This window comes from Paraoerskovia marina DSM 21750 (assembly GCF_000701465.1).
GTDB classification, from domain to species: Bacteria; Actinomycetota; Actinomycetes; order Actinomycetales; family Cellulomonadaceae; genus Paraoerskovia; species Paraoerskovia marina.
The window spans coordinates 467242-492679 of record NZ_JNIY01000004.1 but is presented as its reverse complement, the minus strand read 5'-3'; the positions used below and the strand labels follow the sequence as shown (position 1 = coordinate 492679).

Annotated in this window: 19 protein-coding genes and 2 pseudogenes; 9 read left to right on the top strand and 12 right to left on the bottom strand. The window is 67.9% G+C overall.

Annotated elements, in window-relative coordinates; genetic code table 11:
- Positions 1-24: 24 nt before the first annotated feature.
- Entirely contained in the window at positions 25-2091 is a 2067-nt protein-coding gene (locus tag Q343_RS0108380) for an acyltransferase family protein (protein ID WP_052367021.1), read from the top strand.
- 78 nt (positions 2092-2169) lie between these two features.
- Positions 2170-2757, top strand: coding sequence for a hypothetical protein (locus Q343_RS0108375; RefSeq protein ID WP_029253131.1), 588 nt, complete (start codon positions 2170-2172; stop codon positions 2755-2757).
- A gap of 195 nt (positions 2758-2952) precedes the next feature.
- Here the strand turns inward: Q343_RS0108375 and Q343_RS15600 are convergent.
- A pseudogene (locus Q343_RS15600) lies at positions 2953-3150 on the bottom strand (IS5/IS1182 family transposase); the annotation flags it as partial.
- A gap of 27 nt (positions 3151-3177) precedes the next feature.
- Positions 3178-4497: pseudogene (locus Q343_RS13995) on the bottom strand (ISL3 family transposase).
- Positions 4498-4922: 425 nt separating this feature from the next.
- On the opposite strand from Q343_RS13995, the gene Q343_RS0108365 reads away from it, so the two are divergent.
- The 5 genes from Q343_RS0108365 (at position 4923) to Q343_RS0108340 (ending at position 9724) form a co-directional block, all read left to right on the top strand.
- Positions 4923-5222, top strand: a complete 300-nt coding sequence (locus Q343_RS0108365) for a Stf0 family sulfotransferase (RefSeq protein WP_029253130.1) — start codon at positions 4923-4925, stop codon at positions 5220-5222.
- Positions 5223-5734: 512 nt separating this feature from the next.
- Positions 5735-6031 carry a hypothetical protein gene (locus Q343_RS15170; RefSeq protein WP_029253129.1) on the top strand — a complete coding sequence of 99 codons (297 nt, stop codon included), beginning with the start codon at positions 5735-5737 and terminating at the stop codon, positions 6029-6031.
- The gene (locus tag Q343_RS0108350; RefSeq protein ID WP_029253128.1) at positions 6024-6833 is read left to right on the top strand and encodes a polysaccharide pyruvyl transferase family protein; all 810 of its coding nucleotides are present in this window, start codon (positions 6024-6026) and stop codon (positions 6831-6833) included. Before Q343_RS15170 ends, Q343_RS0108350 begins: the two co-directional genes overlap by 8 nt.
- Entirely contained in the window at positions 6830-8296 is a 1467-nt protein-coding gene (locus Q343_RS14540) for a glycosyltransferase family 2 protein (protein ID WP_052367020.1), read from the top strand. The genes Q343_RS0108350 and Q343_RS14540 overlap by 4 nt, the downstream gene beginning before the upstream one ends.
- Before the next feature lie 54 nt (positions 8297-8350).
- Positions 8351-9724 (top strand): CDP-glycerol glycerophosphotransferase family protein, encoded by a 1374-nt coding sequence (locus Q343_RS0108340; RefSeq protein WP_081829722.1) that lies wholly within the window; start codon positions 8351-8353, stop codon positions 9722-9724.
- A gap of 360 nt (positions 9725-10084) precedes the next feature.
- Here Q343_RS0108340 and Q343_RS0108335 read toward each other — a convergent pair whose 3' ends face one another.
- The 4 genes from Q343_RS0108335 to Q343_RS0108320 form a co-directional block, all read right to left on the bottom strand.
- Positions 10085-10969: an ABC transporter ATP-binding protein gene (locus Q343_RS0108335; RefSeq protein ID WP_029253125.1), complete on the bottom strand. Its 885-nt coding sequence runs from the start codon at positions 10967-10969 to the stop codon at positions 10085-10087.
- Entirely contained in the window at positions 10962-11870 is a 909-nt protein-coding gene (locus Q343_RS15450) for an ABC transporter permease (RefSeq protein WP_029253124.1), read from the bottom strand. The genes Q343_RS0108335 and Q343_RS15450 overlap by 8 nt, the downstream gene beginning before the upstream one ends.
- A 336-nt stretch (positions 11871-12206) precedes the next feature.
- Positions 12207-12905, bottom strand: coding sequence for a phosphocholine cytidylyltransferase family protein (locus tag Q343_RS0108325; protein WP_029253123.1), 699 nt, complete (start codon positions 12903-12905; stop codon positions 12207-12209).
- A gap of 11 nt (positions 12906-12916) precedes the next feature.
- Positions 12917-14074 carry a CDP-glycerol glycerophosphotransferase family protein gene (locus Q343_RS0108320; RefSeq protein ID WP_052367018.1) on the bottom strand — a complete coding sequence of 386 codons (1158 nt, stop codon included), beginning with the start codon at positions 14072-14074 and terminating at the stop codon, positions 12917-12919.
- Between the two features lie 354 nt (positions 14075-14428).
- On the opposite strand from Q343_RS0108320, the gene Q343_RS15165 reads away from it, so the two are divergent.
- Positions 14429-16180 carry a SpoIID/LytB domain-containing protein gene (locus Q343_RS15165; RefSeq protein ID WP_162175476.1) on the top strand — a complete coding sequence of 584 codons (1752 nt, stop codon included), beginning with the start codon at positions 14429-14431 and terminating at the stop codon, positions 16178-16180.
- Between the two features lie 19 nt (positions 16181-16199).
- Here Q343_RS15165 and Q343_RS0108305 read toward each other — a convergent pair whose 3' ends face one another.
- Genes Q343_RS0108305 through Q343_RS0108290 form a run of 4 tightly spaced genes read right to left on the bottom strand, consistent with a single transcriptional unit; the run spans position 16200 to position 19924 of the window.
- The gene (locus Q343_RS0108305) at positions 16200-17870 is read right to left on the bottom strand and encodes a glycosyltransferase (RefSeq protein WP_029253120.1); all 1671 of its coding nucleotides are present in this window, start codon (positions 17868-17870) and stop codon (positions 16200-16202) included.
- Positions 17871-18059, bottom strand: coding sequence for a Trm112 family protein (locus tag Q343_RS0108300; protein ID WP_029253119.1), 189 nt, complete (start codon positions 18057-18059; stop codon positions 17871-17873).
- Positions 18060-18067: 8 nt separating this feature from the next.
- Positions 18068-19546 (bottom strand): phosphomannomutase/phosphoglucomutase, encoded by a 1479-nt coding sequence (locus tag Q343_RS0108295; protein ID WP_029253118.1) that lies wholly within the window; start codon positions 19544-19546, stop codon positions 18068-18070.
- A gap of 24 nt (positions 19547-19570) precedes the next feature.
- Positions 19571-19924, bottom strand: coding sequence for a DUF3499 domain-containing protein (locus tag Q343_RS0108290; RefSeq protein ID WP_029253117.1), 354 nt, complete (start codon positions 19922-19924; stop codon positions 19571-19573).
- A 73-nt stretch (positions 19925-19997) separates the two neighbouring features.
- On the opposite strand from Q343_RS0108290, the gene Q343_RS0108285 reads away from it, so the two are divergent.
- Positions 19998-20540 (top strand): metallopeptidase family protein, encoded by a 543-nt coding sequence (locus Q343_RS0108285; RefSeq protein WP_345940094.1) that lies wholly within the window; start codon positions 19998-20000, stop codon positions 20538-20540.
- A 10-nt stretch (positions 20541-20550) separates the two neighbouring features.
- Here Q343_RS0108285 and Q343_RS0108280 read toward each other — a convergent pair whose 3' ends face one another.
- Together Q343_RS0108280 and Q343_RS0108275 are read right to left on the bottom strand one after the other, a co-directional pair.
- A complete protein-coding gene (locus tag Q343_RS0108280; protein ID WP_155990683.1) occupies positions 20551-22077 on the bottom strand; it encodes a DUF5719 family protein in 1527 nt (508 codons plus the stop codon).
- Complete coding sequence (locus tag Q343_RS0108275; RefSeq protein WP_081829717.1) at positions 22074-25379, bottom strand: glycosyltransferase; 3306 nt, start codon at positions 25377-25379, stop codon at positions 22074-22076. Before Q343_RS0108275 ends, Q343_RS0108280 begins: the two co-directional genes overlap by 4 nt.
- Between the last annotated feature and the right edge of the window lie 59 nt (positions 25380-25438).

Genomic DNA, 25438 nt, shown 5'->3' with positions numbered 1-25438 from the left:
CCGATCGCAAGCAGGAGCTCTCTCGTGACCCAGGACGTGCAAGCCGCCGTCGAAGCGCGTCCGACCACGACGGTGCGCAAAGACATCCAGGCGCTCCGAGCGCTCGCGGTCGGCGCGGTGGTCATCTATCACGTCTGGCCCGGCGCCCTGCCCGGTGGATTCGTGGGCGTCGACGTCTTCTTCGTAATTTCGGGCTTCCTCATCACCTCGCACCTCCTCAGGAGGCCACCAAGGTCTGCGTCGGACCTCGCCACGTTCTGGGCCCGGCGCGTCCGACGACTACTTCCCGCCTCGTACGTCGTGCTGGCCGCCACCGTGCTCGCGACGGTCATTCTCGCGCCAGCGACAGCACTCGTTCCGACGCTCCGAGAGGTCGGCGCGGCAGCCTTGTACATCGAGAACTGGTCGCTCGCCGCGCAGTCCGTCGACTATCTCGGTGCGGAATCCGCGGCCACACCCGTCCAGCACTTCTGGTCGCTCTCGGTCGAGGAACAGTTCTATCTTCTCTGGCCCCTGGTGCTTCTCTTCGCAGCCTGGGTGGCCACGAAGCGGCGAACCACGCTCGCGTCCACGGCCCACGTCGCGATCCTCGCCCTGGTGGGAGCCAGCTTCGTCTGGTCTGTCGTCGCAACGGCCACGAGCCCCGCGTCCGCGTACTTCATTACCCCGACCCGGATCTGGGAACTCGGGGCGGGGGCAGCACTGGCGACGCTGGCTGCGACCAGCGCATGGCGCCTCCACCCGGCTCTTCGTGTCCCGACGGCGTGGACCGGGATCGCACTGATCGTCGGGTCAGCCGTCCTGATGAGCGGTTCTACGCCGTTCCCCGGCTGGGCAGCCAGCGTTCCCGTCGTCGGCGCCGCGCTCGTCATTCTGGCGGACGTGACACGGGGCCGCGGTTCTCCGCGCCTTGTCGGAGATCTACGCCCGGTCCAGTGGGTCGGCGACATCTCCTACTCTCTGTATCTCTGGCACTGGCCGATCGTCGTCCTCGCTCCGTTCGTCGTCGCCGGGAACCCGGATCTGCTCGACCGCATCGCCATCCTCACGCTCTCGGTGGCGCTCGCTGCCGTCACCAAGCCGCACGTTGAAGACCGGTTCAGACGTCACCGAGGCCGTGCTCCAACGACGCTGCTCGTGACCGTGGGTGTGTCGCTCGCGGTCGGCGTCGCATGCTTCTTCGCGGCATCGACACTTCAGGACAGGTCCGACGCGCGTCTCAACGCCGCCGAGGAGAGTCTCGACAATCCGTGCGTCGGGGCCGCTGCGCTCGACCGGGGAGTCGAGTGTCCAGCAGATGTGCCGCTCATCCTGTCCCCCGCCGACGCGGCAGCCGACAAGCCCTCCGCCTATGAGGACGATTGCTGGGAGTCTCCGCCGTTCGAGGAGACCACGAAGTGCGCATACGGCGACAAGGACGGAGACGTCCGCGTCGCCCTGATCGGCAACTCGCACGCCGGCGGGCTGCTTCCTTCGTTGCAAGAGCTGGCGAAAAAGAATGCGTGGTCTTTGACCACGTATGTCGCATCACAGTGCCCGACGTCCGATGCTCTGTGGGAGTTCGAGAGCGCCGAAGACGCGCAAGGCTGCCTCGACTGGGGAGAACGCGTCCGAGACGCTGTGACCTCCGGCGATTTCGATCTCGTCGTCACGGCCCAGCTGACCCCGTTCCGGGCCGCCGGGTCGACGGACGAGACGAACGACGGGCTCGTCCACCAGGGGTACGCAAGCTATCTCGAGAGCATCGCCTCAGAGACGACGGACGTCCTTGTCGTGCGCGACACGCCCTACCCCAAGCACACGCTCGAGACCTCGGTCCCGGAATGCCTATCGATCAACGAAACAGCACCCGAGAACTGCAGCGGAGCTGCATCGGCTTGGCTGCCTTCGGATCCGCTCTATACTGCCGCTCAGGAACTGAATGAACCGTCGATTTCGACTCTTGACCTCACGGACCACATCTGTGGCGATGTGTGCCAGCCGACAGTTGGAGGAGTCATCGTCTACTTCGACGCTTCGCACCTCACGGCGACATACTCACGCACCCTGACTCCGTATCTGGAACCGACGGTGACAGGCCTGGTCGAATAGTTCGCAGTGCAGCAGGTCCTACCGGATTGACCACGCATTGCCCCTCCTTTCACTACTCAGCACCGAAGGATCCCTGCAATGAAGAGGTATATCAGCGCTGCAGTCGCCTGCCTTCTCGCGCTCTCCGTCTCCGCGGTCGCGGCCCCCGCAGCCAACGCAGTACCGTCCCGAATCGTCACGTCCTCGGAGTTCTATTCGGTCCATCAAGGGAACTCGATTGCCCACGTGCGTGCGCGGTTCGGGAACAACGGCACCGTGACGGCTCGGTACGACACGTCCGGCTGGAAGTATGACTGGGTCAGCCTGGACTTTCCCACCTACTACGACTCAGGCTGGGTGACGGTCGATTTCGTCCGCAACAGTTCGGGTACGTGGGTACTTGACACGAAGTACGCATACTGGGGGCTTACCGCCGTCCAGACCAAGGACAAGGCGACCAAAGCCGAATTCAACCGAGTCAAAGAGGGCAACTCAATCGACTACGCGCGATCGACGTTTGGGACTAACGGCACGATAATCTCGTACATCGATGCTCCGGGTTACGCCTACGACCTCGTCACAATCGAGTGGCCGACAGCATCGCCATATGGCTACGTGTCACTCGACTTCGGCAAGCGCAGTTCGGGTTCGTGGAAAGTTGAAACTCGGTCTGCATACTGGGGATAGATCGACTCGATCATGACGTGAGCGTTGTCGCGTTGGGCGAGAAGGTCTCGATCATCGGCGTGTCTCACCGCCAACGAAAGAGGCCTTCTCGCCCACCGTCGGCAATCCGTATCGAATCAGTCAAGGCTCAATCCGAGTCGTGACAGTCAGGGTAGAGCAGGAACACGATCTGCTCACGCCTAGTAGACTAGCCCGTTCCTCACAAAGCTCAGGCCATGGGATGACGTTGTTGAGGACGGTGGCGGCACGGTAGATCAGGGCGTGTTTGTCGTAGCGGGTCGCGAGGCCTCGCCATTGCTTGATTCTGCACTGGCCGCGCTCGATGACGTTCCCGTTGCGGTAGTCGGCAGCATCGAGCCCGACGGGGCGAGCGCCGCGCGCGGCGTGTCGTTTTCAGGCTCTTCGCCGATTCGGTAGGGATCACCGTGTGAGGCCTCCGCCGGCGAGGGGCATCCGCAGTGGGTAGTTGTCGCGGTTGCGGTAGCCGCGGGCGAGTCGTCGGTGGAGCTCGATGACGCCGTTCACGGCTTCGGTGCCGCCGTTCGAGGAACGCCCGGTGGTGAAGTAAGCCAGGAACGCGGTACGCCACTTGCGCAGGGTTCGGCCGAGGCGCGCGACGTCGGGGATCGGGCAGGTGTGGAACGAGGCGAGGACTTTCTCGGCCAGGCGTCCTCCGTCGGCCAGGTCCTTGGCCTGGTAGGCGGCTCTTAGTTGTTGGGCGCACTGCCAGGCGACGAAGACTTCCTCGTGGCGGTCGTCGGCGTTGATCGCCCGGGCCAGGCGGGCCTGCTGCTTCTCGGTGAGCTTCTCGGCGCCGGCGCGCAAGATGGCCTGGATGCCGAACAGAGGGTCGCCCTTGCGGCCGCGGTGGCCGGTGGTGTCCTGCTGGACCCGGCGGCGCACCTCGTCGGCGACCTGGGTGCCGAGCTTGCCGACGTGGAACGCGTCCAGGACCGCGGTCGCGTCCTCGAGGTGCTCATCGATGGCGGACTTGTAGCCGCCGAACGGGTCCAACGCCGCGACGTCGATGTTCTTGCGGAAGTCGTCGCCGCGCTCGTCAGGCCAGCCGGCGTAGGCCTTCTTCGACCGGCCCGGGACCAGGTCCAGCAGTCGGGCGTGCACGCATCCGTCGTCGTCGCGGGTGAGGTCGACCATCCCGGTCAACTACTTGGGCCCCTTCGTGCACTGGTCTCCGTGATGCCAGATGTGCTCATCGACCCCGAGGCTCCTGACGCCGGCGAAGCGGGACTCGTTGGCGGCAAGGTGTTCGAGCTCGGACCGCACCAGGCGCCACAGCGCCCACCAGGACACGCCCAGTCGGCGGGCCAGGCCGGCGATCGTGGCGTGCTCACCACGCAGCTGTCCGATCGCCCAGGTGATCGCCCGACCAGTGATCGAACCGCGGGGCGTGACCAGTCCCGGGACCTGCTCGACGAACGACCCGCGAGGGCACGCCGGATCCGGGCAGCGCCAGACGCGTTGCCGCCACACCACTCGGACCCGCACGTCACCGTGGGGAACGTCGTGCAGGACCCGCCGGCGCCGGCCACGGCTCGGAGCCGAGACCCCGCAATCCGGGCAGCCCTGCAGTTGCCAGTGCGTCGAGACCGTCGCCGCCATCAGCGTCTGCGTCCGCTGGACCTCCTCGACGCGGACATCGGGCAGGCCGAGCGGCACGTCACAACGGTCACAGGGGTCAGTGGTAACGGGCGCGCCAGCGCACCCCGTAGCGTTGGACAACGTCGAGGTCCTCGAAATCGATCAGTGGTTGGCGCTTCTGATCATCGGGGACCTCGACCCCTACACCCAGCCGCTCACCCAGCCCGGGCTACTCCCCACCGGATCGGCGAAGAGCCCGATATCTACGCTGTACGAGCGACCGGAACCGGCGCGCCTATTTCATGGGTTTCATGATTCCAGCGCAGCCCCTCCTCTGGTACCGCCATTCGATCGCGAAGAATACCTGACCTGAATTGGCAATACGACCGCGAACGCGCAGTTTGGACCTCAGACCAGTCTGACGGATTTTTGCACAACGAAGAACCGAAAAGCAATCGGGTCGAGCTCCGATTCATTCAATGTATTGAGACTGTCGTCGTTCGCCTGCTGGCAACATCTATCTAGGAATCATCTGAAACGGTCCCGACCGGCCGCGCGCCGCAGGGATGGCGAACGCACCAGACGGGGAGAAGAAGGAACCCCAGTACGACCGGCACGCGATCAGGACGTCTATCCGAGGCCTCGAGAACCAGGAGCGAGCCTGGAACGAGCATCTCCCGTCGATCGATGCCGATCCGTTCGTTGTCGAGTACGAGGACCTCGTGGCGGACCCGCGCGCAGTCGTCCAGCGCCTGGGCGACTACATCGGTGTTGACCTGACCGGGCTGCCACCGACCACGAACACCCGACGGCAGGCCACAGCCCGAAACGCCGAGTGGCAGGCACGGTACGTCGCCGGGGAATAGGCCCCACCCGGCGAACGACCTTGATCTCGGCGACGACACCGTCGTGATCCGTTGCGCTGTCGGTGCTGCGCTGCGCGCTCGAACGACGATCGGGTCTGCCAGGGCGGCAAATCACCCGAGATCCTCTCGTTTCCTGTCGCCGTCTTGCGTTGTACGATCATGGTCAGGCGCCGACCACCGGCCGTGCGCCGCCCTGCCGTCCAGGACCGGCCACGCGAGGACGTCAAGCGTGACGAAGCAATCGCAGTGACCAGCGCCTCCCGAGCATCGACCAACGCCTTGCACGTAGAGCTCGAACCTACTCAACCCAGGAGCCTGCCATCACCGAAATCGCCGACGCCTCTGAGCGCAACGCGCCCCGCGTCATCGGCCTGACCCACGACTCAACCGGCGACCCGATCCTGATTGTCACGTGCGACGATTCGCAGCTCGGCACGATCACGATCCACGCCTCTGTCGTTCCCGACGGTGCTCGCCATGCTCCGCGCCATCTGCCGCTCGTCCGGATCGGCGTGGCCCTCTACGAGGCGCGACTCCCCCACCCGGACGGAAAGAAGCACGAACTTCGCATCTTCATGCGGGCAGGTACAGACGAGACGGTGCTCCCGCTCGCCTCGATCCGCGGCGTGGACGTCCGCTCGGACACCACTCGGGCCGTCTGCAACGGCACGGTCGTGACGGTGACGTCGATCGATCCGCAGCACCACCCGGCTCGGCGGATGGACTGGCTGCCTGATCCCGTGCGAGCACCGTTGGTGCGCGTCGCGCGTCGTGCTCAGGCCAAGGTGGCGGGGGCGAAGCGTGGCTGACACGAGACAGCCGATCGAGTTGTACTGGTGGCGATGGAAGTACCCGAACAGACTGAACTTCGGGGACGAGATCTCCAGCCCCATCATCGAGCGACTGACAGGGCGTCGAGTTCGATGGACGAGTGCCGAGACCTGTGACATCGTCGCGGCCGGTTCCGTCATCCAGCAGATCACGAAGCTCAAGCGTGCACAGTTGCCGGTCTTCTGGGGATCTGGCCTGATCAGTCCCCCGAAGGACAGCTCGAGGCCCGTTTCTCTCCCGGCTGTCGCCGTCCGGGGTCAGTTGACCCGGAGCAGAGTACGCACGACGGCCAGCGAAGACCTTGTCCTCGGCGACCCCGGAATCCTCGCCAACCTTCTACTCCGTCGAGCGCCACGAAAGCGCTTTACCGTCGGCGTGCTGCCTCACTACCAGGATGCGAACGACCCGTTTCTCCAGACTCTGCTCGCTCTCGGGCCTCGGGTCCGGCGTATCGAAGTCACGTGGACCCCGGAGGAGGTCGTCAACGAGATCGCCAGTTGCGACGTCCTCCTGTCATCGAGTCTCCACGGCCTGATCGTCGCCGACTCGCTCGGAGTACCGAGCCTCCACCTCAAGTTCTCGGAGAAGCTGTTGGGCGGGGAGTACAAGTTCCGTGACTACAACTCGATCTACACACCGGGGCGGCAGAAGTCGTACGCCCCGAAGGACCTCCCCGTGAAGTCACCCACCGCTGTCGCAGACTTTGTTCGAAAGTCCTGGATCGCCCCCGTGGGGATCGAACGCCATCAAGAGAAGCTAGCGAAAGCCCTTCCGCTATGAAATGGGAAAACTTCAAGACCGCAGGCGTTCTCGCCCGCAGTACCCGAGCGACCCGTCAGTCAAGTGCGCCGACCGTTCACCAGCCCGATCGTGATCTCGGTCTGGCTGTCTCGGTCGTCATCCCCGTTTACAACGCGGTCAAGTACCTGCCGATCCTGCTCGACTCGCTGGTGGCCCAGGACATCGATCCCGAGCTGATGGAGATCATCGCGATCGACGACGGCTCGACCGACGGCAGTGGAGCGGTCCTCGACGAGTATGCGGAGCGACACGAAAACATCCGCGTCTTCCACGAGCCGAACAGCGGATGGCCCGGGATTCCTCGAAACCAGGGCTTGGCTGTCGCCGAGGGCCGGTACGTGTTCTTCTGCGACGCCGACGATATTCTCGGACCTGAGGCCATGCGCCGGCTCGTAAACTACGGTGACAAGCATCGCTCAGACGTGGTCGTCCCGCGGATGTGCAGCCTGAACGGGCGATTCGTTCCGGATGTCTTTCGCACCAACCAGGTCGACGCGGACCTTGAAAAGTGCTTCAGGACACTCTCGCCGTGCAAGCTGTTCCGACGTGAGTTTCTCAGGCTCGAGAAGATCAGCTTCCCGACCGAGAAGGTCCGTCTCGAGGACGGCATGATGGTGACGAAGGCCTACCTCACGGCCTCTCGCGTGTCCTTCCGAGCCGACTATGACTTCTATTTCGTCCGGAGCCGGGACGACTCGGGGAACATCACGCGGTCTGGCCTCGATCCCGAGGGCTACGCCTGGTCCATCGGAGAGGTCTCGCGGCTCATCCGACTGCATGACCACGACCCCGATCGCGCGGATCGGGTGATCGTCGATCTCTACCGCCGCAAGGGTCTGAAGATATATGGACCGCAGCGATGGGCGAGGTACTCGAGCGCCCGCAAGACGGCCTGGATCGAGGCTCATCACAAGCACGTCCTGCCGCATGTTCCAGAGGGGCTCGACGAGCTGCTGCCGGTACAATCACGGCCGCGGTCACAGGCACTTCGGGTCGGCACGCTCGAGGCTCTGGCGGCAAACGCGCGCTTCGAGGACAAGCTGGACATCACGCCGGTGGCCGTCGAGGTGGTCGCCAACCCAGATGGCCTCTACGACGTCCAGATCCAGTTGCCCGGGCAGCTCGACGACCAGACCTTCAACGTGGCGCTCGTCGAGAGGGGCACGGGTCGCGAGCTCGTTCTGCAGGCGCGGACCGCGGCTCTCACCGCGACATGCGATGTCACCGACTCGGACCTCGCATTCTTCGCGCCCGAGTCCGTCATCGACGTCTACACGTTCCTAACGATCGACGGAGTGCCGGGCTATCGCGCCCGCTTGCATGTCGACGGTGCCGGGGAAACAGGGTACGAGCACCTGCCGGGCGTCGCGGAGAACGTCTCCTGGTACTTCACGAAGCGGGGGAATCTCAGCGCTCGCCGGCACTCCCAGAGCACGGCCTGACGTGGAACCGACGCAGTGTCGTGCACACGGTAGAACGAATGGAGCGAACTCTCGATGACCACCCAACCCGCAGGATCTGAGACACGACCCAAGGCTGCTGCGCCAGGGCCCGACCTGCGCCGGATCCGCCACTCGACGGGCACGGTCATCATGGCCGGTGGCGCGAAGGTGAAGAAGTGGGTCCGCCGGCGACTGCTCGGCATTGAGCCCGTCCCGCTCCACTCTCCCGAACTGGAGGAGCTGGAGGGCCACGAATACCCTATCGTCGTCTACTTCGCCGAGACCCCGGTACGCGGCTACCAGGTACGGCAGTGGCTGCCGGTTCTCCAGGGGGTCGCCGACGAGTTGCCCGTGACGATCGTGACGCGCAGCTGGGCGATGACGAAGTTCCTTCGACAGGAGACCGATCTCCCTGTCGCTTTCGCCAAGACCCTGAACGGCCTCATGGGCGTCTACGAGATCATCGACCCCAAGGTCGTCGTCTACGTCAACAACGGCATGAAGAACTTTCAATCGTTGATCTACCGCCAGGCCATGCACGTGCACGTCAATCACGGGGAGTCCGACAAGATCTCCATGGTGTCCAACCAGGCAAAGGCGTACGACTATGTCGTCGTCGCCGGCCAGGCAGCGATCGACCGCCACAAGTCAGCCCTCGTCCACTTCGACTTCGACAAGCTGGCAACGTGTGGCAGGCCGCAGCTCGACCTTGACTTCGACGCCAGCCTCGAGCGCGCCGACGCCGAGGTTGGAACAGTCCTGTACGCGCCGACCTGGTCAGGCGAGAACGACGCCAACAACTACACGTCGCTCGACCTCTACGGCGTCCAGATCGCGAGGAGCGTGATCGAGCGGCCCAAGACCCGTCTCGTTTACAAGCCACACCCCCGAGTCTTGTCGTCGACCGACCCGGACATCGCGTCGGCACACGAGGGCATTCTCGAGATGATTCGACAGGCGAACGCCCGTGGCGGTCAGCTTCACGAAGCCCCGATCGAGTCGGATATCCTCTCCCTCTTCGACTCGACCGACCTGCTCGTGACCGACATCTCGTCGGTCGGCCTGGACTTCCTCTACCTCAGAGCCGACGCTCCGATTCTGCTGACGGACAGGCGCTCCGATCGCGCCCGTCTCGAGGACGAAGCACCGATCGCACGTTCCGTCGACGTCATCGACGAATCGAGCGTCGGCGATTTCGGGGCGATCTTGGACAGCAACCTCAGCGAAGACCTCAGGGCGGGTAGCCGCGGGTCTGCCCGCGACTACTACTTCGGTTTCGACCGTGGTGAGAGCAGCGCACGGTTCCTCCGCTTCCTGACGAGCGTCGCAGAGCAGCGCGACGAGCTGGTGCAGGTCGGTTCACGGCCTGAAGCGCAGGCAGGCGAGGCAATCGACGACGAGGATGACGAAGCCTCGTTGGGCGCGTAGCAGACGGAGTGCAACGTCAAGGTCGGATGGGGTCGACAGATCCCGACCGATGCCCGCCGTCCGGCGAGCCACGGTGCGCTCCGAGTCTGCCCGCGGGAAGCGCCGGACGAGGAGCGGCCGGTTCTCCGTCCTCGGCACCGCTTTGACACGTACTGGGATCGGTCGCCGCGCTCACGACCGCAGACGTCGGTGGGCCGGGGACCTTCGCGCGACAAGATGCCGTCCTGGGGCCTCGGCCGGCACGACGTCATGACTGCGACACAGGCGACCACACGTTCCACGGACCCGAGGAGCGACAGCGAACCAGCAAGCTCGGACGAGAGGTGTCCGTCGGCACTCCGAGCAGGCGGCGTGGAACCTCTAACCCCGCCTGCGGCGCTGCGCGCGTTGCGCCTTGGCCTCGAGTCGCTTGGATCTCGCGAATCGACCGTACGCGTCCGCGACCACCTCGGACGGACCGTCCATCACCAGATTCCCCTCGTGCAGCCAGAGGACCCTCGTACAGATCGCCTTGACGGTGGCGAGTGAGTGGCTGACGAGGAAGATGGTCCCGGCTTCTGATCGCACGACCTCCATGCGGGCCTTGCTCTTCTGCCGAAAGGTCGCGTCTCCGGTCGCGAGCGCCTCGTCGATCATGAGGATGTCCGGAGTCGCGAACGACGAGATGGCGAATCTCAGACGAGCGCTCATCCCGGACGAGTAGGTTTTCATCGGGAGGTATACGGCGTCGCCTATGCCAGCGAAGTCGACGATTTCGTCGAACCTATCGCGGACCTGCTGCGGCGTCAGTCCAAGCGCCAACCCGCCGATCATGATGTTGCGCTCGCCAGTGAGCTCCCGCATCAGCACGGCGTTCACGCCGAGAAGCGACGGCTCGCCGGAAACATGGACCGTGCCCTTGGTCGGGGGGATCAGCCCCGCCACGGCCCGCAGCAGCGTACTCTTCCCTGACCCGTTCGTACCCACGATTCCGATCGACTCACCGTGCCGCGCCACAAAGGACACGCCTCGGATCGCGCTCACCGTCTGGACTGCGCCGACGTGTTCCCGGCTCTGGCTCACGAGTCGTGTGAACCACGACTTCTTCCCGTACTGCGCTCCGACCTTTTTGCCGCCGAAGACCCGATAGTTGATGTGAAGGTCGTCGACGACGAGGGACGGACCACCGATCGGCACGTCCGGCTGGTCGGATATCTCGGGCAGGTCCTCAGGGTCAACCTCGAAGTCGATCTCCGCCTCAGTCACGCCCGTACCTTTCCTCTCCACGCCAGAAGACCACGAACCCGATGACGAAGAACAGGACTGCCCATCCCGCTCCGAAGGCCCACATGACCGGATCGTGAGGGATGGACGGCTCCTGGAGCAGAGAGGCTCGCGCCAGATAGAGGTAGACCGCCACGGGTTGGTATTGCAGCAACGTTCCGAAGAGCCCGTCTCCGGCATAGTGGCTGATGCTGAAGATGACGCCGGACCCGTACATCCCGAACCGAAGCAGGACGGGGATGATGTTCTGGATGTCCGGCGTAATGGCAACGACGCGGGCGACGATGAACGCACACCCGGTGTTGAACATCCACATCAGGAGGATGGCGAATGGCAGCAGCAACCAGTACCAGGTGACGGAGACGGACGGGTAGGCCGGGAGCAGCCCGGATGCCCAGGACACGACGCACATGACGACGAACGCGGGAATCGCCGTGGTCAGCTCGGCCATCACCGTCGACGCCGGCAGCACCGCTCGCGGGAACCGTAGAGATCTCATCAGGTGCGCGTTCGACTGCACAGATTTCGCGCCGCCACTGATGGACCGTTCGAAGAACCTGAACATGAAGGTTCCGACGACGATGAAGGCGATGACGTTCTCAAGACCACGAGAAGTCTCGAGCACGATCCCGAAGATGATCGCGTAGACGAGCGCGTTCAAGGTTGGTGTCAGGACCGACCAGACCTGGCCCAGGTACGAGTTCTGATTCTTCGCATAGGCCTTCGACTGTGCAAGGACAGTGATGAACGACCTGTGCTCCCAGAGCTCGGTGACGTACTTCTTGAAGCTCGGACGCCTACCGAGCTCGGTCAGACCGTTCTCGTCGACAAGTTCCCTGACCCGCTGCTGCCCGATCGATCCTGCCAAGGGCGGTGGCGGCACCGTCGGATCGTCGGGGATCTCACCGACCAACGGTATCCCCTCTCGATCAGCAGTACTGGAGGACATGTTCACTTCCAACGGCACCAATCTGTCAGGGGATGAATCGAGCGCGGGCTCAGCCGGAACGCAGACAAGCATAGCCCGCCCGGACTTGGCGCCCGCGCGGGCCTACCCCCTAGCGTATGCGTAGTGCCAGGACCGCCCTCATACCGGCTCCGGTCTCGTGCGACCGAGTCCCCGAGGTTCCCTGGAACCCCGCCGTGGATTGGGAGCCGCACCCGTCCGACGAGATGCGAGGGACCGCTCCGGGTGACGCCGCCCCTCGCATCGCTCCGATCAGAGCTGCTCGTTGGCGCGCTCGAGATCCTCGTCGAAGTCAACCTCGACGGCGTAAAGGTCGGAGATGTCGACCGGCGTGACCTTGAGACCGTCTTCCGCGATCGCGATCTCGATCCCCCGCTCAAAGTAGTCCTGGTCGTCAACTGCGACGAGCTTCTCGACCAGGAGCTTCTTGTCGCTTCCGGCGATGAAGTTGATCCCGACAGCCTCGCCCAGGGCCTGCCCGGTGGGGACCTGCTTCGAGAGGTCGGCGATGAAACCGTCTGCGTCGACCGTGTACTTCACCTCTTCCTCGGCAACAGACGAGGTGTTCACACAGACGAACGACTTGCCCGCCTCGATGAGCGGCTTGACCCGCCGGAGCACCTCAGGGTGAAAGACGACGTCGCCGTTCATCCAGAGGACACCCCGCTCGCCGGTGGCGCGCAAGGCCTTGAGCAGGGACTTCGAAGTGTTTGTCTGGTCGTACAACTCGTTGTAGGCGAAAGCGACCTCGGGCGCCGCCTCCATCACCTGCTCAAGCTTGAAGCCGACGACGACCATGACCTCGGCGTCACCGTCGAAGACGCTCCGCACGTTGCCGAGTTGCTGGGCCATGATCGTGCGCCCGTCCTTCAACGGCGTCAGCGGCTTCGGGAATGGGCGCCCCAGTCGCGTCCCCATCCCGGCCGCCAGAATCACAACCTGCACACTCATCTGCATCTCCTTCAGTCGTTCGTCTCGCGGGAATCCGCGGACTTCTCACCGGGAAGTGCACCGGTGGCCACGCGCGCCACCTCTGCCTCCCGTATCCGGAACAGTCTCTCGCATGCCTCGATGAATCGGCGGGTCGAGGCCCCCGGCGTGGTGTCGCCCAGGTAGAACTCCTGCAGCGCACGCCTCTCGGCACCCGTCGGGTCTTCGTCCAGCTCTCGTGCGACGAGATCCGGAACTCCGTCCACGTCCCCGACGGGCAACCGCGGGACGAGATCGGTCAGGGCACTTCGAGCGACGACGACGTCTGCGGTCGGCAGGGTCACGATCAGGGGCTGACCTGTCGCGAGCCAGTCCATCGCGACACCTGAGACGTCACAGATCAGCACGTCCGCGTGCCCGAAGGCGACGGCCAGGTCTCCGTCCCCGTCCACCGTGTGTCCGACGTCCGGCAGCTCGTCCTGCGCACGTCGAATCAGGTCTCGGATCGTCGAGTCTCCGTCGCCGTATGCGGCATCGCGGACTCCGGTCAGAGGGTGGGGTCTGTAGATGAGCCTGAAGCGGCCGTCGTCGAGGATCGCCCGGACGATCGCTGCGCCGTGGGTCGCGACCGACCCGTACGCCGCGGACGGCTGCCCGCCTTCCCATGTCGGCGCGTACAAGACCGTGGGCCGGTCATCGGTGGGCCTCGACAGCGTCACCGCCTCCCGCTCTCGGGCCTGTTCGTCCAGCTGCGGTCGACCCACGGGGATGCACCGCTCGTCGGCATCGAAGAGCGTCGCGTAGCGCGCCATGCGCTCGACGGCTGCGCGCCCTGCCACGAACGAGAAGTCGTACGCCTTCGTCTGGTTGGACACCGTGACGATCTTGTCGCTGTCGCCGTGCATCAACGAGACGTGCAGCAGGTTTCCGAACCGCAGTGCGCCGAAGTTCTCCGGGTTGTGGTTCACGTAAAGGATCAGCTTGGTCTTCGATCGCCCGAGGATGTCGTCGAGCGTCTCCGCCCGAGCGATCGTCCGGACCTCGAGCATCGACCCGTCGCGGATCAACCGCGCCGTGCGGGAGTCGCGAGTGACGACGACGACTCGATGCTCTGCGTCGAGCGACTCGAAGGCGCGGTACCACTGCTCGATCTGATAGATCGCCTCGGTGGTGTCCGCGAAGTAGACCATAACCTCGAAGGGCCACGGCCTGCCGAGGAGGTGGTCGTCCTCACCGACGCCGTCCGGGGTGCCAGCCGGAACCAGTCCCCACCTCCGGATGAGCTGCCCACCGAGAGAGCGGACCTTGCGTGCAACGCTTGACTTCCGAGCGTCGACTGGCATCTTCAATTACCTCCGTTGACGATGCGCTCATTGTAGGGCGGGAGTCCTCTCCCGAGTGCAGCCTGCCGGGACCGTGTGCACACTTGCTAGATGTTCTTCGCCAACACGCACCGGGCAGGTGCGGCCGCGCTGGTCCTCGCGCTCTGCCTTGCGTTCCTGCCGGGAGCGACAGGTGCGGAGGCGGCGTCTCGAACGCCCGCGGTGACGGGCGAGATCACCGGTCCGACGACAATCTCCCCAGGCGGCACCACCGTCGTGCACAGTCGATACACAAAATCTGGGACCAACGTCGCCGCCGCGACCGTCATGCTCCAGAAGTACTCCGGCGGCAAATGGGTCGACGCTGCGCCCATCATCATCAAGGACGGTTGGGGCAAACGAACGATCTACCCCAAGGGAACGACGAGGTACCGGATACGAAACTACGACGGGTCGGCAATATCCAGCAGCTTCAACGTCACCGTGCGGTCTGCTGCCGTGACGGGCAAGATCACCGGTCCGACGACAATCTCCCCAGGCGGCACCACCGTCGTGCACAGTCGATACACAAAATCTGGGACCAACGTCGCCGCCGCGACAGTCATGCTCCAGAAGTACTCCGGCGGCAAATGGGTCGACGCCGCACCCATCACCATCAAGGACGGTTGGGGCAAACGAACGATCTACCCCAAGGGAACGACGAAGTACCGGATACGAAACTACAACGGCTCGGCAATATCCAGCACCTTCAACGTCAAGGTCACCGGCGTCCCCTCGTCGTTCACGATCCGCGGTTCCGGTTTCGGACACGGTGTCGGAATGTCGCAGTACGGTGCGTATGCCCAAGCCCTAGCGGGGCGGCAGGCAACGACCATCCTCGAGCACTACTACAGCGGTTCGGACGCGTCGTGGCGATCCACGGAACGCAACGTGGCAGTCCAAGTCTTCGGCCCCGAGCCCTACGGGTACTCCAAGGGGCAGTACTCGGACGAGAAGTCAACGACGACGACGACGGTGTCCGGCGGAACCTGGCGTCTCAGGTCGTCGAGCGGAACGACCCTGACATCGGGCTCTGGGCGGACGACCATTGCATGGCGAGCCATGTCGGACGGCAGGACAAAGGCTTGGGTCAACGGCAAGGCCTACTACGACCGGTCGGGCGTTGCCCTTCAGTGGTCCGGGACCCGTTACCTCAGCTCGAGTGGCACCAAGGCAACCATTTCCATACCAGGCACGCACGGCATCTACCGTCACGGTCAGTTGACAGTGAGCGAAATCAATGGGCGAATCAACGTCGTCAACAACCTTCTTCTCAACACCGAGTATCTCTATGGGATCGCCGAAATGCCGTCGTCCTGGGGCACGTCTGACCGCTCGGCACTAGCGGCTCAGGCCATTGCGGCGCGAAGTTACGCGATGGCCCAGACGATGAAGACAGCGTGCGCATGCCAGGTGGTCGATGACGTCCGCGACCAACAGTTCAGCGGTTGGGTCAAGGAGAACGAGGGGACGAACGCGTACTACGGGAAGATCTGGAAGGCGGCGGTGAACGACACGGTCAAGTCGTCGACCAACGCGCTTCTCCTCACGTACGGCGGCAAGCCTGTGGTCACCCACTACTTCTCCTCGTCCGGCGGTCGGACCGTCAACAGCGAAGACGTGTGGAGCTCTGTCGTTCCGTACGAACGCAGCGTGGCCGACCCGTGGAGCCTGAGCGCGCCCGGCAACTCGATGGCCTCCTGGACCCGGACCATCACTCAGTCCTCGGCGCGGTCACTTTTCGGGCTCTCCGACGTCGCGTCGATCTCGGTCTCGAAGAAGTCGTCCGGAGGCACGATGATGGCTCTGACCGCCCGGTCGAGCACCGGTGCGACGTCGACGATCTCGGGTAAGTCCGACTCGCTTCGCGTTCGACTCGGACGGGCGACGACCCATGGCAGCCTCCCGGCGGCGTGGGTCAGTTCCATCGGTTAGTCAGACTCGCCCGCCGAGGTCAGCCATCGAACCGCGCCTCCCACGCCTCGGCAGCCGCCTCCTGCGGCAGCGCGGCGGCGTACGCGGACCGTAGCGAGCGCCAACGCCGCAGTGCTCGCCCGTGGAGCCTCAACGTCGTCGACAGCAACCTCCGTGCCCGCGCGCGGTCACGGACGAGCGGCGCAGAACCGTCCTCGAAGACGACCGCCGACGCTCGCAGGCCGTCGCGCCAGCCGAACTCCGCCGGGGACGGGAGGCGCACGACCCGACCTCCGTCGGGCACGCTGCGCGCGGGCGGCAGCTCGTCGAGGAGCGCCTGCGCCCGCGGCCGGACGGCGGTCAGGTCGCCGGACATCCAGCCCGGTCCGTCGAGAACCTCCGCGAGCGCCGCGTTCCAGAGCTCGACGGTCGTGTACTGCAGCGAGAGAACGTGCTTGACCTGGTGCAGCAGGGAGTCGCGCACGACCCCGCGGCCGGACCCGTAGGCCGCGGCAGTCGCGAGCCGGTTGCGGTGCATGGGCCAGGAGGACCACGACGAGAGAGACCCCTTGGCGGCCCAGGTCGGGTGCCAGACGTTGATGCCCGGCACGGCGGCGACCAAGACCCCTGCACGCCGGGCACGCAGCCCGTACTCGGCGTCGTCCCACTTGAGGAAGTAGGGGGCGGGCAGTCCGAGCCGTGCCACGGTGCCGGCCGGGAGGAAGGTCCCCCACCAGCCGGTGTACTCGGCGCGGTCGGACGCGTGGGTGAAGGACCACCGGTCCGGTGAGCCGGTGTCGACGGGCTCGGACGCGACGCAGTCGGCCGCGCCCCAGTGGAAGGTGCGCCGGTCGACCTTCTCGGCCAGTGCCTCGAGCGTGGTGCCGTCCTCGGCCGAGACGAGTCCGGTCCCGAGGATCGTGGGTTCCCGCGTCTGCATCGAGAGTGCGTGCAGCCGCCGGAGGGACTCGCCGGCGATCTCGGCGTCGTCGTCGAGGAGAAGTACGGGGTCGTCGGGCCAGCGGAGCGACTCGCGCATGCCTCGCCCGTACCCTCCCGAACCACCGAGGTTGGGCTGCTCGATCAGGACGACTCTCGCGTCGTCGAGCACGCCGTGCGTGTCGGCCGCCCGGAGCGAGTCGCCCTGGTCGACGACGACGACATGACCGACGGTCTCGGCGAGCGCGGGGTCCAGCAGCCGGACGACCTGCTCGAGACAGTCGGTCTCGCGGCGATAGGTCGGTGAGACGACGGTGACCCGGGTCGCCCGGCCCCGGTTGCGGCCGAGTCCCCCGCCCGACGCCCACTCGACGGCCTCGAGCCGTCCGCCGTCGGCGCCCCCCTCGAGCGCGATCCAGTACCAGTCAGTGCCCTCGGTCCGCGGGAGATGAAGCTCGCGGGTGCCGTCGAGGTCGTAGCGCCCGACGACGTCTCGCGTCCCGGTGGTCGGCGTCCGCCCTGCCGTCCCGGCGAAGACGGTCAGGGCCCCGCGGCCGCGCACGCGCAGGCGCAGGTGCCCGGACCCGAGGAGGGACCGCCACCAGCCGACGGGAGCGGCGTTGAACCAGGTCCCGAGGTCGAGCGTGCCGCCGGCGGGTACGAGGAGTGCGTCACCGTCGCGCGTCACCGACTCTCCGCGCCAGTAGAGATCCGTGGACCGGTCCTCGCCGTCGCGCGGCAGCTGGAGCCGCTGGAGATCGGTGTGCGGCACTCAGAGCTCCCGCGCGTCCGTCTCGAGGAGCACGGGGATCCCGTCGCGGACGGGGTACGCCAGCGGGCGGTCGGGGTCGGTCGAGCGCAGCTCCGGTGAGCCGTCGGGCCCGGTGGCGGGGACGAGCGTGGCACCCGTGACAGGGCAGCGCAGGATGTCCATGACCCAGGGGTCGACGTTCTCGGTCATCGTGGTCCTCAGTTCTCGTCGGTGGTGGCTCGCACGAGCGACAGGACGTCGTCGCGCACCTTGATCATGATGTCCTCGTCGGCCGCCTCCACGTTGAGCCGCAGCAAGGGTTCGGTGTTGGAGGCGCGGAGGTTGAACCACCACTGCGGGTGGGAGTCCCAGTGCGAGACGGTCAGCCCGTCGAGCTCGTCGACCTCGACCTCCCCGCCCCCGGGGTTCGTCACGTAGGCGTCGACGACACGCTCTCGTGCCGCGACGACGTCGTCGACCGTCGAGTTGATCTCCCCCGAGGACACGTACGGCTCGTACATCTCGGCGAGGTCGGAGAGCGCGTGGGGCTGCTCGCCGAGCGCAGCGAGGACGTGCAGGGCGGCGAGCATGCCCGTGTCGGCGAAGAAGAAGTCGCGGAAGTAGTAGTGAGCGCTGTGCTCTCCTCCGAACACGGCGTCGTTGTCCGCCATCTCGGCCTTGATGAACGAGTGCCCGACGCGCGTGCGGACGACGCGAGCACCCGCGGCACCGAGGAAGTCGGGGACCGCCCGCGAGGTGATCAGGTTGTGGATCACCGTGGGGGTGCGCCCCTCGGCCTTCTCGCGCTCGACCTCGCGGAGGCCGACGAGGGCCGTCACGGCGGACGGCGAGACCGGGTCGCCGTGCTCGTCGACGACGAAGCACCGGTCCGCGTCCCCGTCGAACGCCAGACCGAGGTCGGCGTCGTGCTCGACGACGGCGGCGCGAAGGTCCTCGAGGTTCTTCGGCTCGAGCGGGTTCGCCTCGTGGTTCGGGAAGGAGCCGTCGAGCTCCCAGTACAGCGGGACGACGTCGAGCGGCAGAGGGTCGAGGCCGGCCGCGTCGCCCAGGACGGCGGGCGCGGTCAGGCCGGCCATCCCGTTGCCGGCGTCGACGACGACCTTGAGCGGGCGGATCCCGCGGATGTCGACGAGCGCGCGCAGATACGCCGCATACTCCGCGAGCATCTCGCGGTGGCCGACGGCACCGGGCGTCGGCGACGGCGCGGGGAACCCGGAGTCGAGGTACTCCTGCGCGAGCCGCCGCACCTCGGCGAGCCCGGACGCGAGTCCGACCGGGCGGGCACCGGCGCGACACATCTTGATCCCGTTGTACTGCGCCGGGTTGTGGCTCGCCGTGAACATCGCCCCCGGACGCTCCAGGACCCCGGCGGCGTGGTAGAGCCCGTCGGTGGAGCAGAGACCGATACGCACGACGTCGACTCCCGCGGACACCACGCCGTCGGCGAACGCCTCGACGAGGGCGTCCCCGGACTCGCGCATGTCCTGCCCGATCACGATGCCGGGGCGGTCGGCGGGCTCGGCGGGTTCACCGTCCGCGGGAATGTGCGCCCACTCCGGGATCACCACCGCACGCGCGAACGCGGCACCGATGGCGCGGGCGACCTCCGCGTCCCACTGGTCGGGGACGACGCCGCGCACGTCGTAGGCCTTGATGATCTGCGTCAGGTCGCTCACGCACCCACCCTATCCGTGCGTGGGTCAGGAGCCGTCGGCGCGCAGCACCCGCAGGTGTCCTCGACGACCGACCTCGGCCACGTTCTCCGGCTCCGGGGAGTCGGTCCGCATCCCGGCCTCGCGCACCGCGTCGGCGAGCGCCGACAGGTCGTCCTGGCTGGGCCCTGACTCGACGAACTCCGGAGAGAGGCGGACGACCTCCCATCCGCGGGGCGCTGTCAGACGCTCGGCGTGGTCGGCGCATAGGTCGTAGGAGTGCGGCTCGGCGAGGTGCGCGAGGGGACCGAGCACGGCGGTCGAGTCCGCGTAGACATAGGTGAGCGTGGCGACCGCGGCGCGGGTGCACGCGGTGCGAGAACACTGACGGACCGACTTCACGGGCCGACCATACGCCCCTCGCGGAGCGGCCGTTGCCCGCACACGCCGGACGGACCTGGCCTAGGCTCGGTCCGTGCCCTCCTTCCGTCGACGCCAGCAGCAGTCGCCCGAGCCTCCCAGGCCGTCGACACCCGTGTGGGCGGCGCGGGCCGAGCCGTCGCCGGACCTCGCCTACGTCGTCCCGGCGGAGGTCGCGGGCCCCCGCAGGCGGCGGGACCGTCGTGGGCGAGGCGTCCGCGGACCGTTGATCCCCCCGTCGGTGCCGGCACACCTGAGCCGGAGCGACCGGTTCGACGGCTACGTGCTGGCGGCGGTCGAGCGGGTGGAGGCCGCCTGGGGCGACGAGCTGCGCGGTACGGAGTTCGCCGTGGAGACGGTCCCGCCCTCGGACCCGCACCCGTGGGAGCCGATCGGTGTCCGCCTCGGACGGTGCCACCCCGCGGAGTCGGGCCAGCCGGCACGGATCGTCGTCTTCCGTCGTCCGATCGAGAGCCGCGCCACCGGCCGGGCGGACCTCGCCGACATGGTCAGCGACGTCGTCGTGCAGCAGGTGGCCGAGCTCCTGGGCCGGAGGCCGGAGGAGATCGACCCGATGTTCGGGCGCGAGGACCCGTAGGCGAACGGGCTCAGCCCTGTCCGACGGTCTCGTCGACGCGGACGACGACGTCCTGCGGCCCGGCGCCGGCGGGCACGGGCGTGAGCGCCGAGAGGAGGGAGCCCGGGGCGCCGTCCTCCGCGTCCGGGGCAGGATCCCCGGCGTCGAGGAGCACGTTCCAGGTCGCTCCCTCCACGGTCACGAGCGCGACGTCGTCGCCGAGGCCGGAGACCGGCACCTCGACGGACGACTCGGCGACCAGCGAGAGGTCGCTCGTCCCGGCGACCTCGCCCGCGTCGTCGTACCCCGTAAGGGTGGCCGTGGTGGCGTGCTCGCCGGCGACGACGACGCGCGCGCGGGTCCCGTCGGGGATAGCCGCGGTCCCGCCGGTCGTCCCGGCGGCCTGCGCCGAGATCCACGCGCGGTCGACCTGGACGCCGCCGCGGGTCGAGTCGGGGTCCGGGTCTCCGTCGCGCAGAAGCTCGACGCCGGCGACGACCGGTTCGTCGGCCGAGACCCGGACGGTGTACGGGCCGGGTTCGAGCCCTCCGAGCCCCACGTCGACCACCCGGCCCGCCGGCAGGTCGATCGACTCGATGCCGGGGACCGCGCGTTCGCCGTCGGGCCCGTAGAGCGTCAGCGTGGCCGTCGCGTCGACCTCCGGCGCCAGCAGACGGAGGGTGGGCTCGGTCTCGGCCCCGACATCCTCCCCGAGGCTCACGACCCCGGGCACCACCAGGTCGGTCGCGGGCTCCGCCCCCTGGGTGACGAGGTCGACGCCGGCGGCGACGATCCCGTCGACCGTGGAGTGCTGCAGGTAGGACGTGACGAGGCCGCCCTCCGCCTCGACGTGGACGACGGTGCGCGGCTGCTCCGGCGCACCGCCCTCGAGCAGCGTGACGATCTGCTCGCCGGGCGGCACGACGAAGCGGTCCGAGCCCGTCACCGCCACACGTCCGGCAGGCCCCCACACCGACACGGCGATCGCCGCCGGGGTGGTCCCCGGGTTCTGGAGGACGAGCTGCGAGGAGCTGCCGACCTCGGTGCTGCCCCCGACGAGCCACTGGCTGATGCCGGCGGTCCGGCACTCCCCTGCCGCGAGCCCGCGAAGGTCACCCGTGGTGGTCGTCGACCGTGCAGCTCCGGCGGCGAGGTCACCGCCGCCGTCGGGCTCGATCGTGATCCACGACGCCGACGTCGCGGGCGAGGTCTCGACGACGGCCGCGCCGCCCCCGCGCGGTACGTCGGCGCCGTCCTCCCCGAGCGCTCCGGCGGTGGCCGGAGCATCCCCGACGACGCCGGCGACGGCCGCGCTCGTCGTGTCCAGCTCGGTGGTGAAGGCACTGTCCCCGACCGACTCGTCGTCGGTCATCCGTACCTGCGCAGGGCACACGAGCGTGCGAGCGAGGGGCGGGACGGTGATCGACGTCTGCTCGACGGCCAGACCGGGCGGGTCCAGCGGGACGTCGTCGCCGAACGCCGCCACGGCGCCGGCGCCGGCGAGCACGAGGACACCGGTGACGGCGGAGACCACGGTCGTGCGCGTGGGCCGCCTCATCGGGCCACCCCCCGCCGTCGCGCGACCGGGAGCGCGAGAAGTCCGATCACCACGAGCACCAGTCCTGTCCCGACCAGCCACGGCAGCCGCCACGGCCAGTCGTACGCGATGTCGAGCTGCCCGCCGTCGGCACCCAGCTCGAAGGCCTGCACCCCGTCCGCGTCGACCGCGGTCAGGGCCCGGCCGTCCAGGTGTGCGGTCCATCCGGCGTCCGGGTGCTCGGCGATGATCACGCGACGGTCTGCGGCCCCCGGGGCGACGAAGCCCTCCACCGTCGAGGACCGGGCGTCGAGATAGCTCTCGACGGTGCCGTCCCCCGCCTCGATCCGCGCCCACGCCGGGCCCACCAGGTCGTCCGAGGCACGTGTCGCCTCGGGAGCGACGACGCGCCAGAGCACAGACGAGCGGCCCTCGGTCACACGCTCGAGACCTGAGACCGTGTCGATGCGCGCGATCATCTCCGAGCGCGCACGGGTGGACTGCTCCACCTCGGGAACCACGACCCCGCCGACGCCCAGGTGCGTCAGGAGCTCGGGAGCCTGCGAGGAACCGGCCGTGGCGAGGTCGGCGACGACGTCGGCCAGCCCGTCGTCGGCACCCGCCTCGCGGACGTCGCGCAGGTGCACCGCGGCCGACGAGTCGACGAGCTGGCTGCCGTCCGCCCGCAGGAGCGCATAGGTGACGGCTCCGTCGTCGGCGATCTGCAGAGTGAGCACACGGGCCTGCCGGGGCGCCTGCTGCATCTGGCGGCCGACCGGCGGCACGACGGTGGAGTCGGTCGCGACGAGCTCACCCACGGACCCGGTCGACGGGTCGACGACGTCGCTCTGCCAGGCCCAGACGGTCGCGGCCGGGACGACCACACCGACGGTGCCCACGACCGCGGCCACCAGGCCGTGCACCCGTCGCGCGCGGCGGGTGCGGTCGACGGGCTCCGGGGCCTGGCCGTCGCGGCGTCCGCGCAGGGCGAGCAACGTCGCGCCGAGGAGCCCGGCGACCACGAGGGACGCCCCGACCCCCGGCCAGCCGCGCACGGGACCGTCGACGTCTGCCGCCACGGTCACGAGCTGGGCCCCGAGCGCAGCGACGGCCCCGAGGACGACGAGCAGCCACAGCACGCGGGCCCCGGCCGTGCGACCACGCCGGACGAGCGCCACGACGGCACCGAAGACCAGCGATGCGCCGAGAAGGTAGGGCGCGATCCCGGCGGCGGTCCCGACCGCACCGTCCTCGAGGCCGAACCACGGGGTCGGTCGCGCCGGCAGGCCGAGCAGAACTTGCCAGGGTTCGACCTGAGCGGACGCCACCGGTACGCCCGGACTGGCTGCGAGAAGCCGCCACCCTCCTTCGGTCCACGTCACGACGACCTCGACGAGCAGCGGGACCGAGACGAGCACCGCCGGGAGCGGGACGAGCAGGAGCAGTCGACGACCCACGGAGGCGGTGAGCGCGACGGGCACGAGCGCGAGCAGGCCGACGGGCAGGAGCATCGGCTCGGCGGCGACGGCCACCGCGAAGGCGAGGGCCGCCGCGGCAGCGGCACCGATCGACCCGGTCCGGGTCTCCACGGCGGGCTCGTCCTCGTGGGGGGTCACCGCGGCGACCCGGTCGACGGCCTGCGCGCCGACCGTCCGGACCACGCCGAGGATCACCCACGGGAGCATCACGTGGGCGAGGACCGCGCCGAGCCTGCCCTCGCCGAGACCGATGAGCAACGGCGGCGCGGCCGTCCAGACCAGAGCCGCGAGCGCACGGAGCCAGACCGAGCGCGTCGCCGCGCCGGCAGCCGCCCACGCACCCAGGCCGGCGAGGAGCAGGGAGGCCGTGAGCAGCAGGTTGACGGACGCCTGGAGTCCGAGGACGGCGGAGAGCGGGACGAGCGACAGGAGGAGCGGGTCGGCGGGTCCGGCCGCACCCAGGCCCGTCGAGACCCACCCCCCGGTCGCCGCGTTCCACAGGTCGCCGAGATCGCTCTGAGCGGTGAGGACCGAACCACCGACCAGGCGTCCACCCGCGGCCAGCAGCCCCAGGACGGGCCCGAAGATCCACGCCGTGAGCCCGACGAGCGCGACGGCGACCACCGAGAGCGCGGTCCGGCGCCGCACGGCGAGCTGACGGAGCTCGGCCCGCTCGATCTCCGTGGGAGCACGCCGGGTACGGCGGCGTTCGTTCCAGGCCAGCCGGGCGTCCCTGCGAGCGCGCAGCACGTCACCCCACGTCGCCTCGAGCGGACGGAGTGCCCCCCGGCGGATCACCGAGGTACGACGCCGCCGCGACCGTGCGCGGAGCGCCGCGACCGTGGAGGTGGCAGCCAGCCACGGGGCGACGATCTCGTCGGCCGCGCGACGCGGCTGCTTGATCGCCAACCGGTACATGGCGGCCACCGGACCCCACAGCAGCATCGCCAGGAGCGCGACGGGCATCAGGTAGCCGCGCACCCAGGTCAGGCGCTGGTAGAGCTCGGCCCGCCGCCGACGGCGGAAGGACGGGTCGTCGTCGCGGTGTCGATGGCGACCGGACGTCAGGACCTGTCGGTCGCGGAGGGTCACCTGGGCGTGGTGGACGACGGCCCCGGGGACCACGACGACGCGGTGGCCGGCCAACCGCACCCGACGGCACAGGTCGAGCCCGTCCCCGAACGGTCCGAGCTCGGGATCGGTCCCGTCGAGGTCTTCCCAGACGTCGCGCCTGACGAGGGCACCGACGAGGCTCACGGCCAGGACGTCGGAGCGTCCGTCGTGCTGGCCCTGGTCGATCTCCCCGGGCTGGATCCCGGTCATCCGGCGCCCGAGCGGCGACGTCGTGATCCCGACGTGCAGCAGGCGCGGGGTCTCGCCGTCGTCCCACAGGACCTGCTTGGCGCCGGCGACGGCGACCGTCGAGCTGTGCTCGACCGCGTCGAGGAGCCGCGCCAGGGCGTCCGGGGCGGGAGCGGCGTCGTTGTGGAGCACCCACAGCCAGCGGTACGACGAGCCCTCGGCGAGCGCGGAGCTCACGGCGGCGCCGAAGGTACGGGCGCCGGGGGCGGCGACGAACCGCGTCTGCCCGAGCGAGAGGTCGTCGTAGTCCCCGGTGGAGTCGGCGGCTCCGACGTCCACGACGACGATCTCGTGCGGAGAGGTCTCCTGGGCCGCGAGTGCCGCGAGCGTGCGCGACAAGAAGGGGCTGGGGCCGTCGGTGACGACGACCGCGGTCACCGTGGCCACGCACGGTACCGCTCCCGTCAGCGCTGCGACAGCGTCGTACGGGGCGTCGGTCGAGTCTTCCGCTCGGGAGTGGCCGAGCATGTCCGAGGTAGTCATGCTGCGTTCATCATGCGCCCCGAACTTCGTGGTGCAAGGGATTTCAGGTCCGCGCGTCG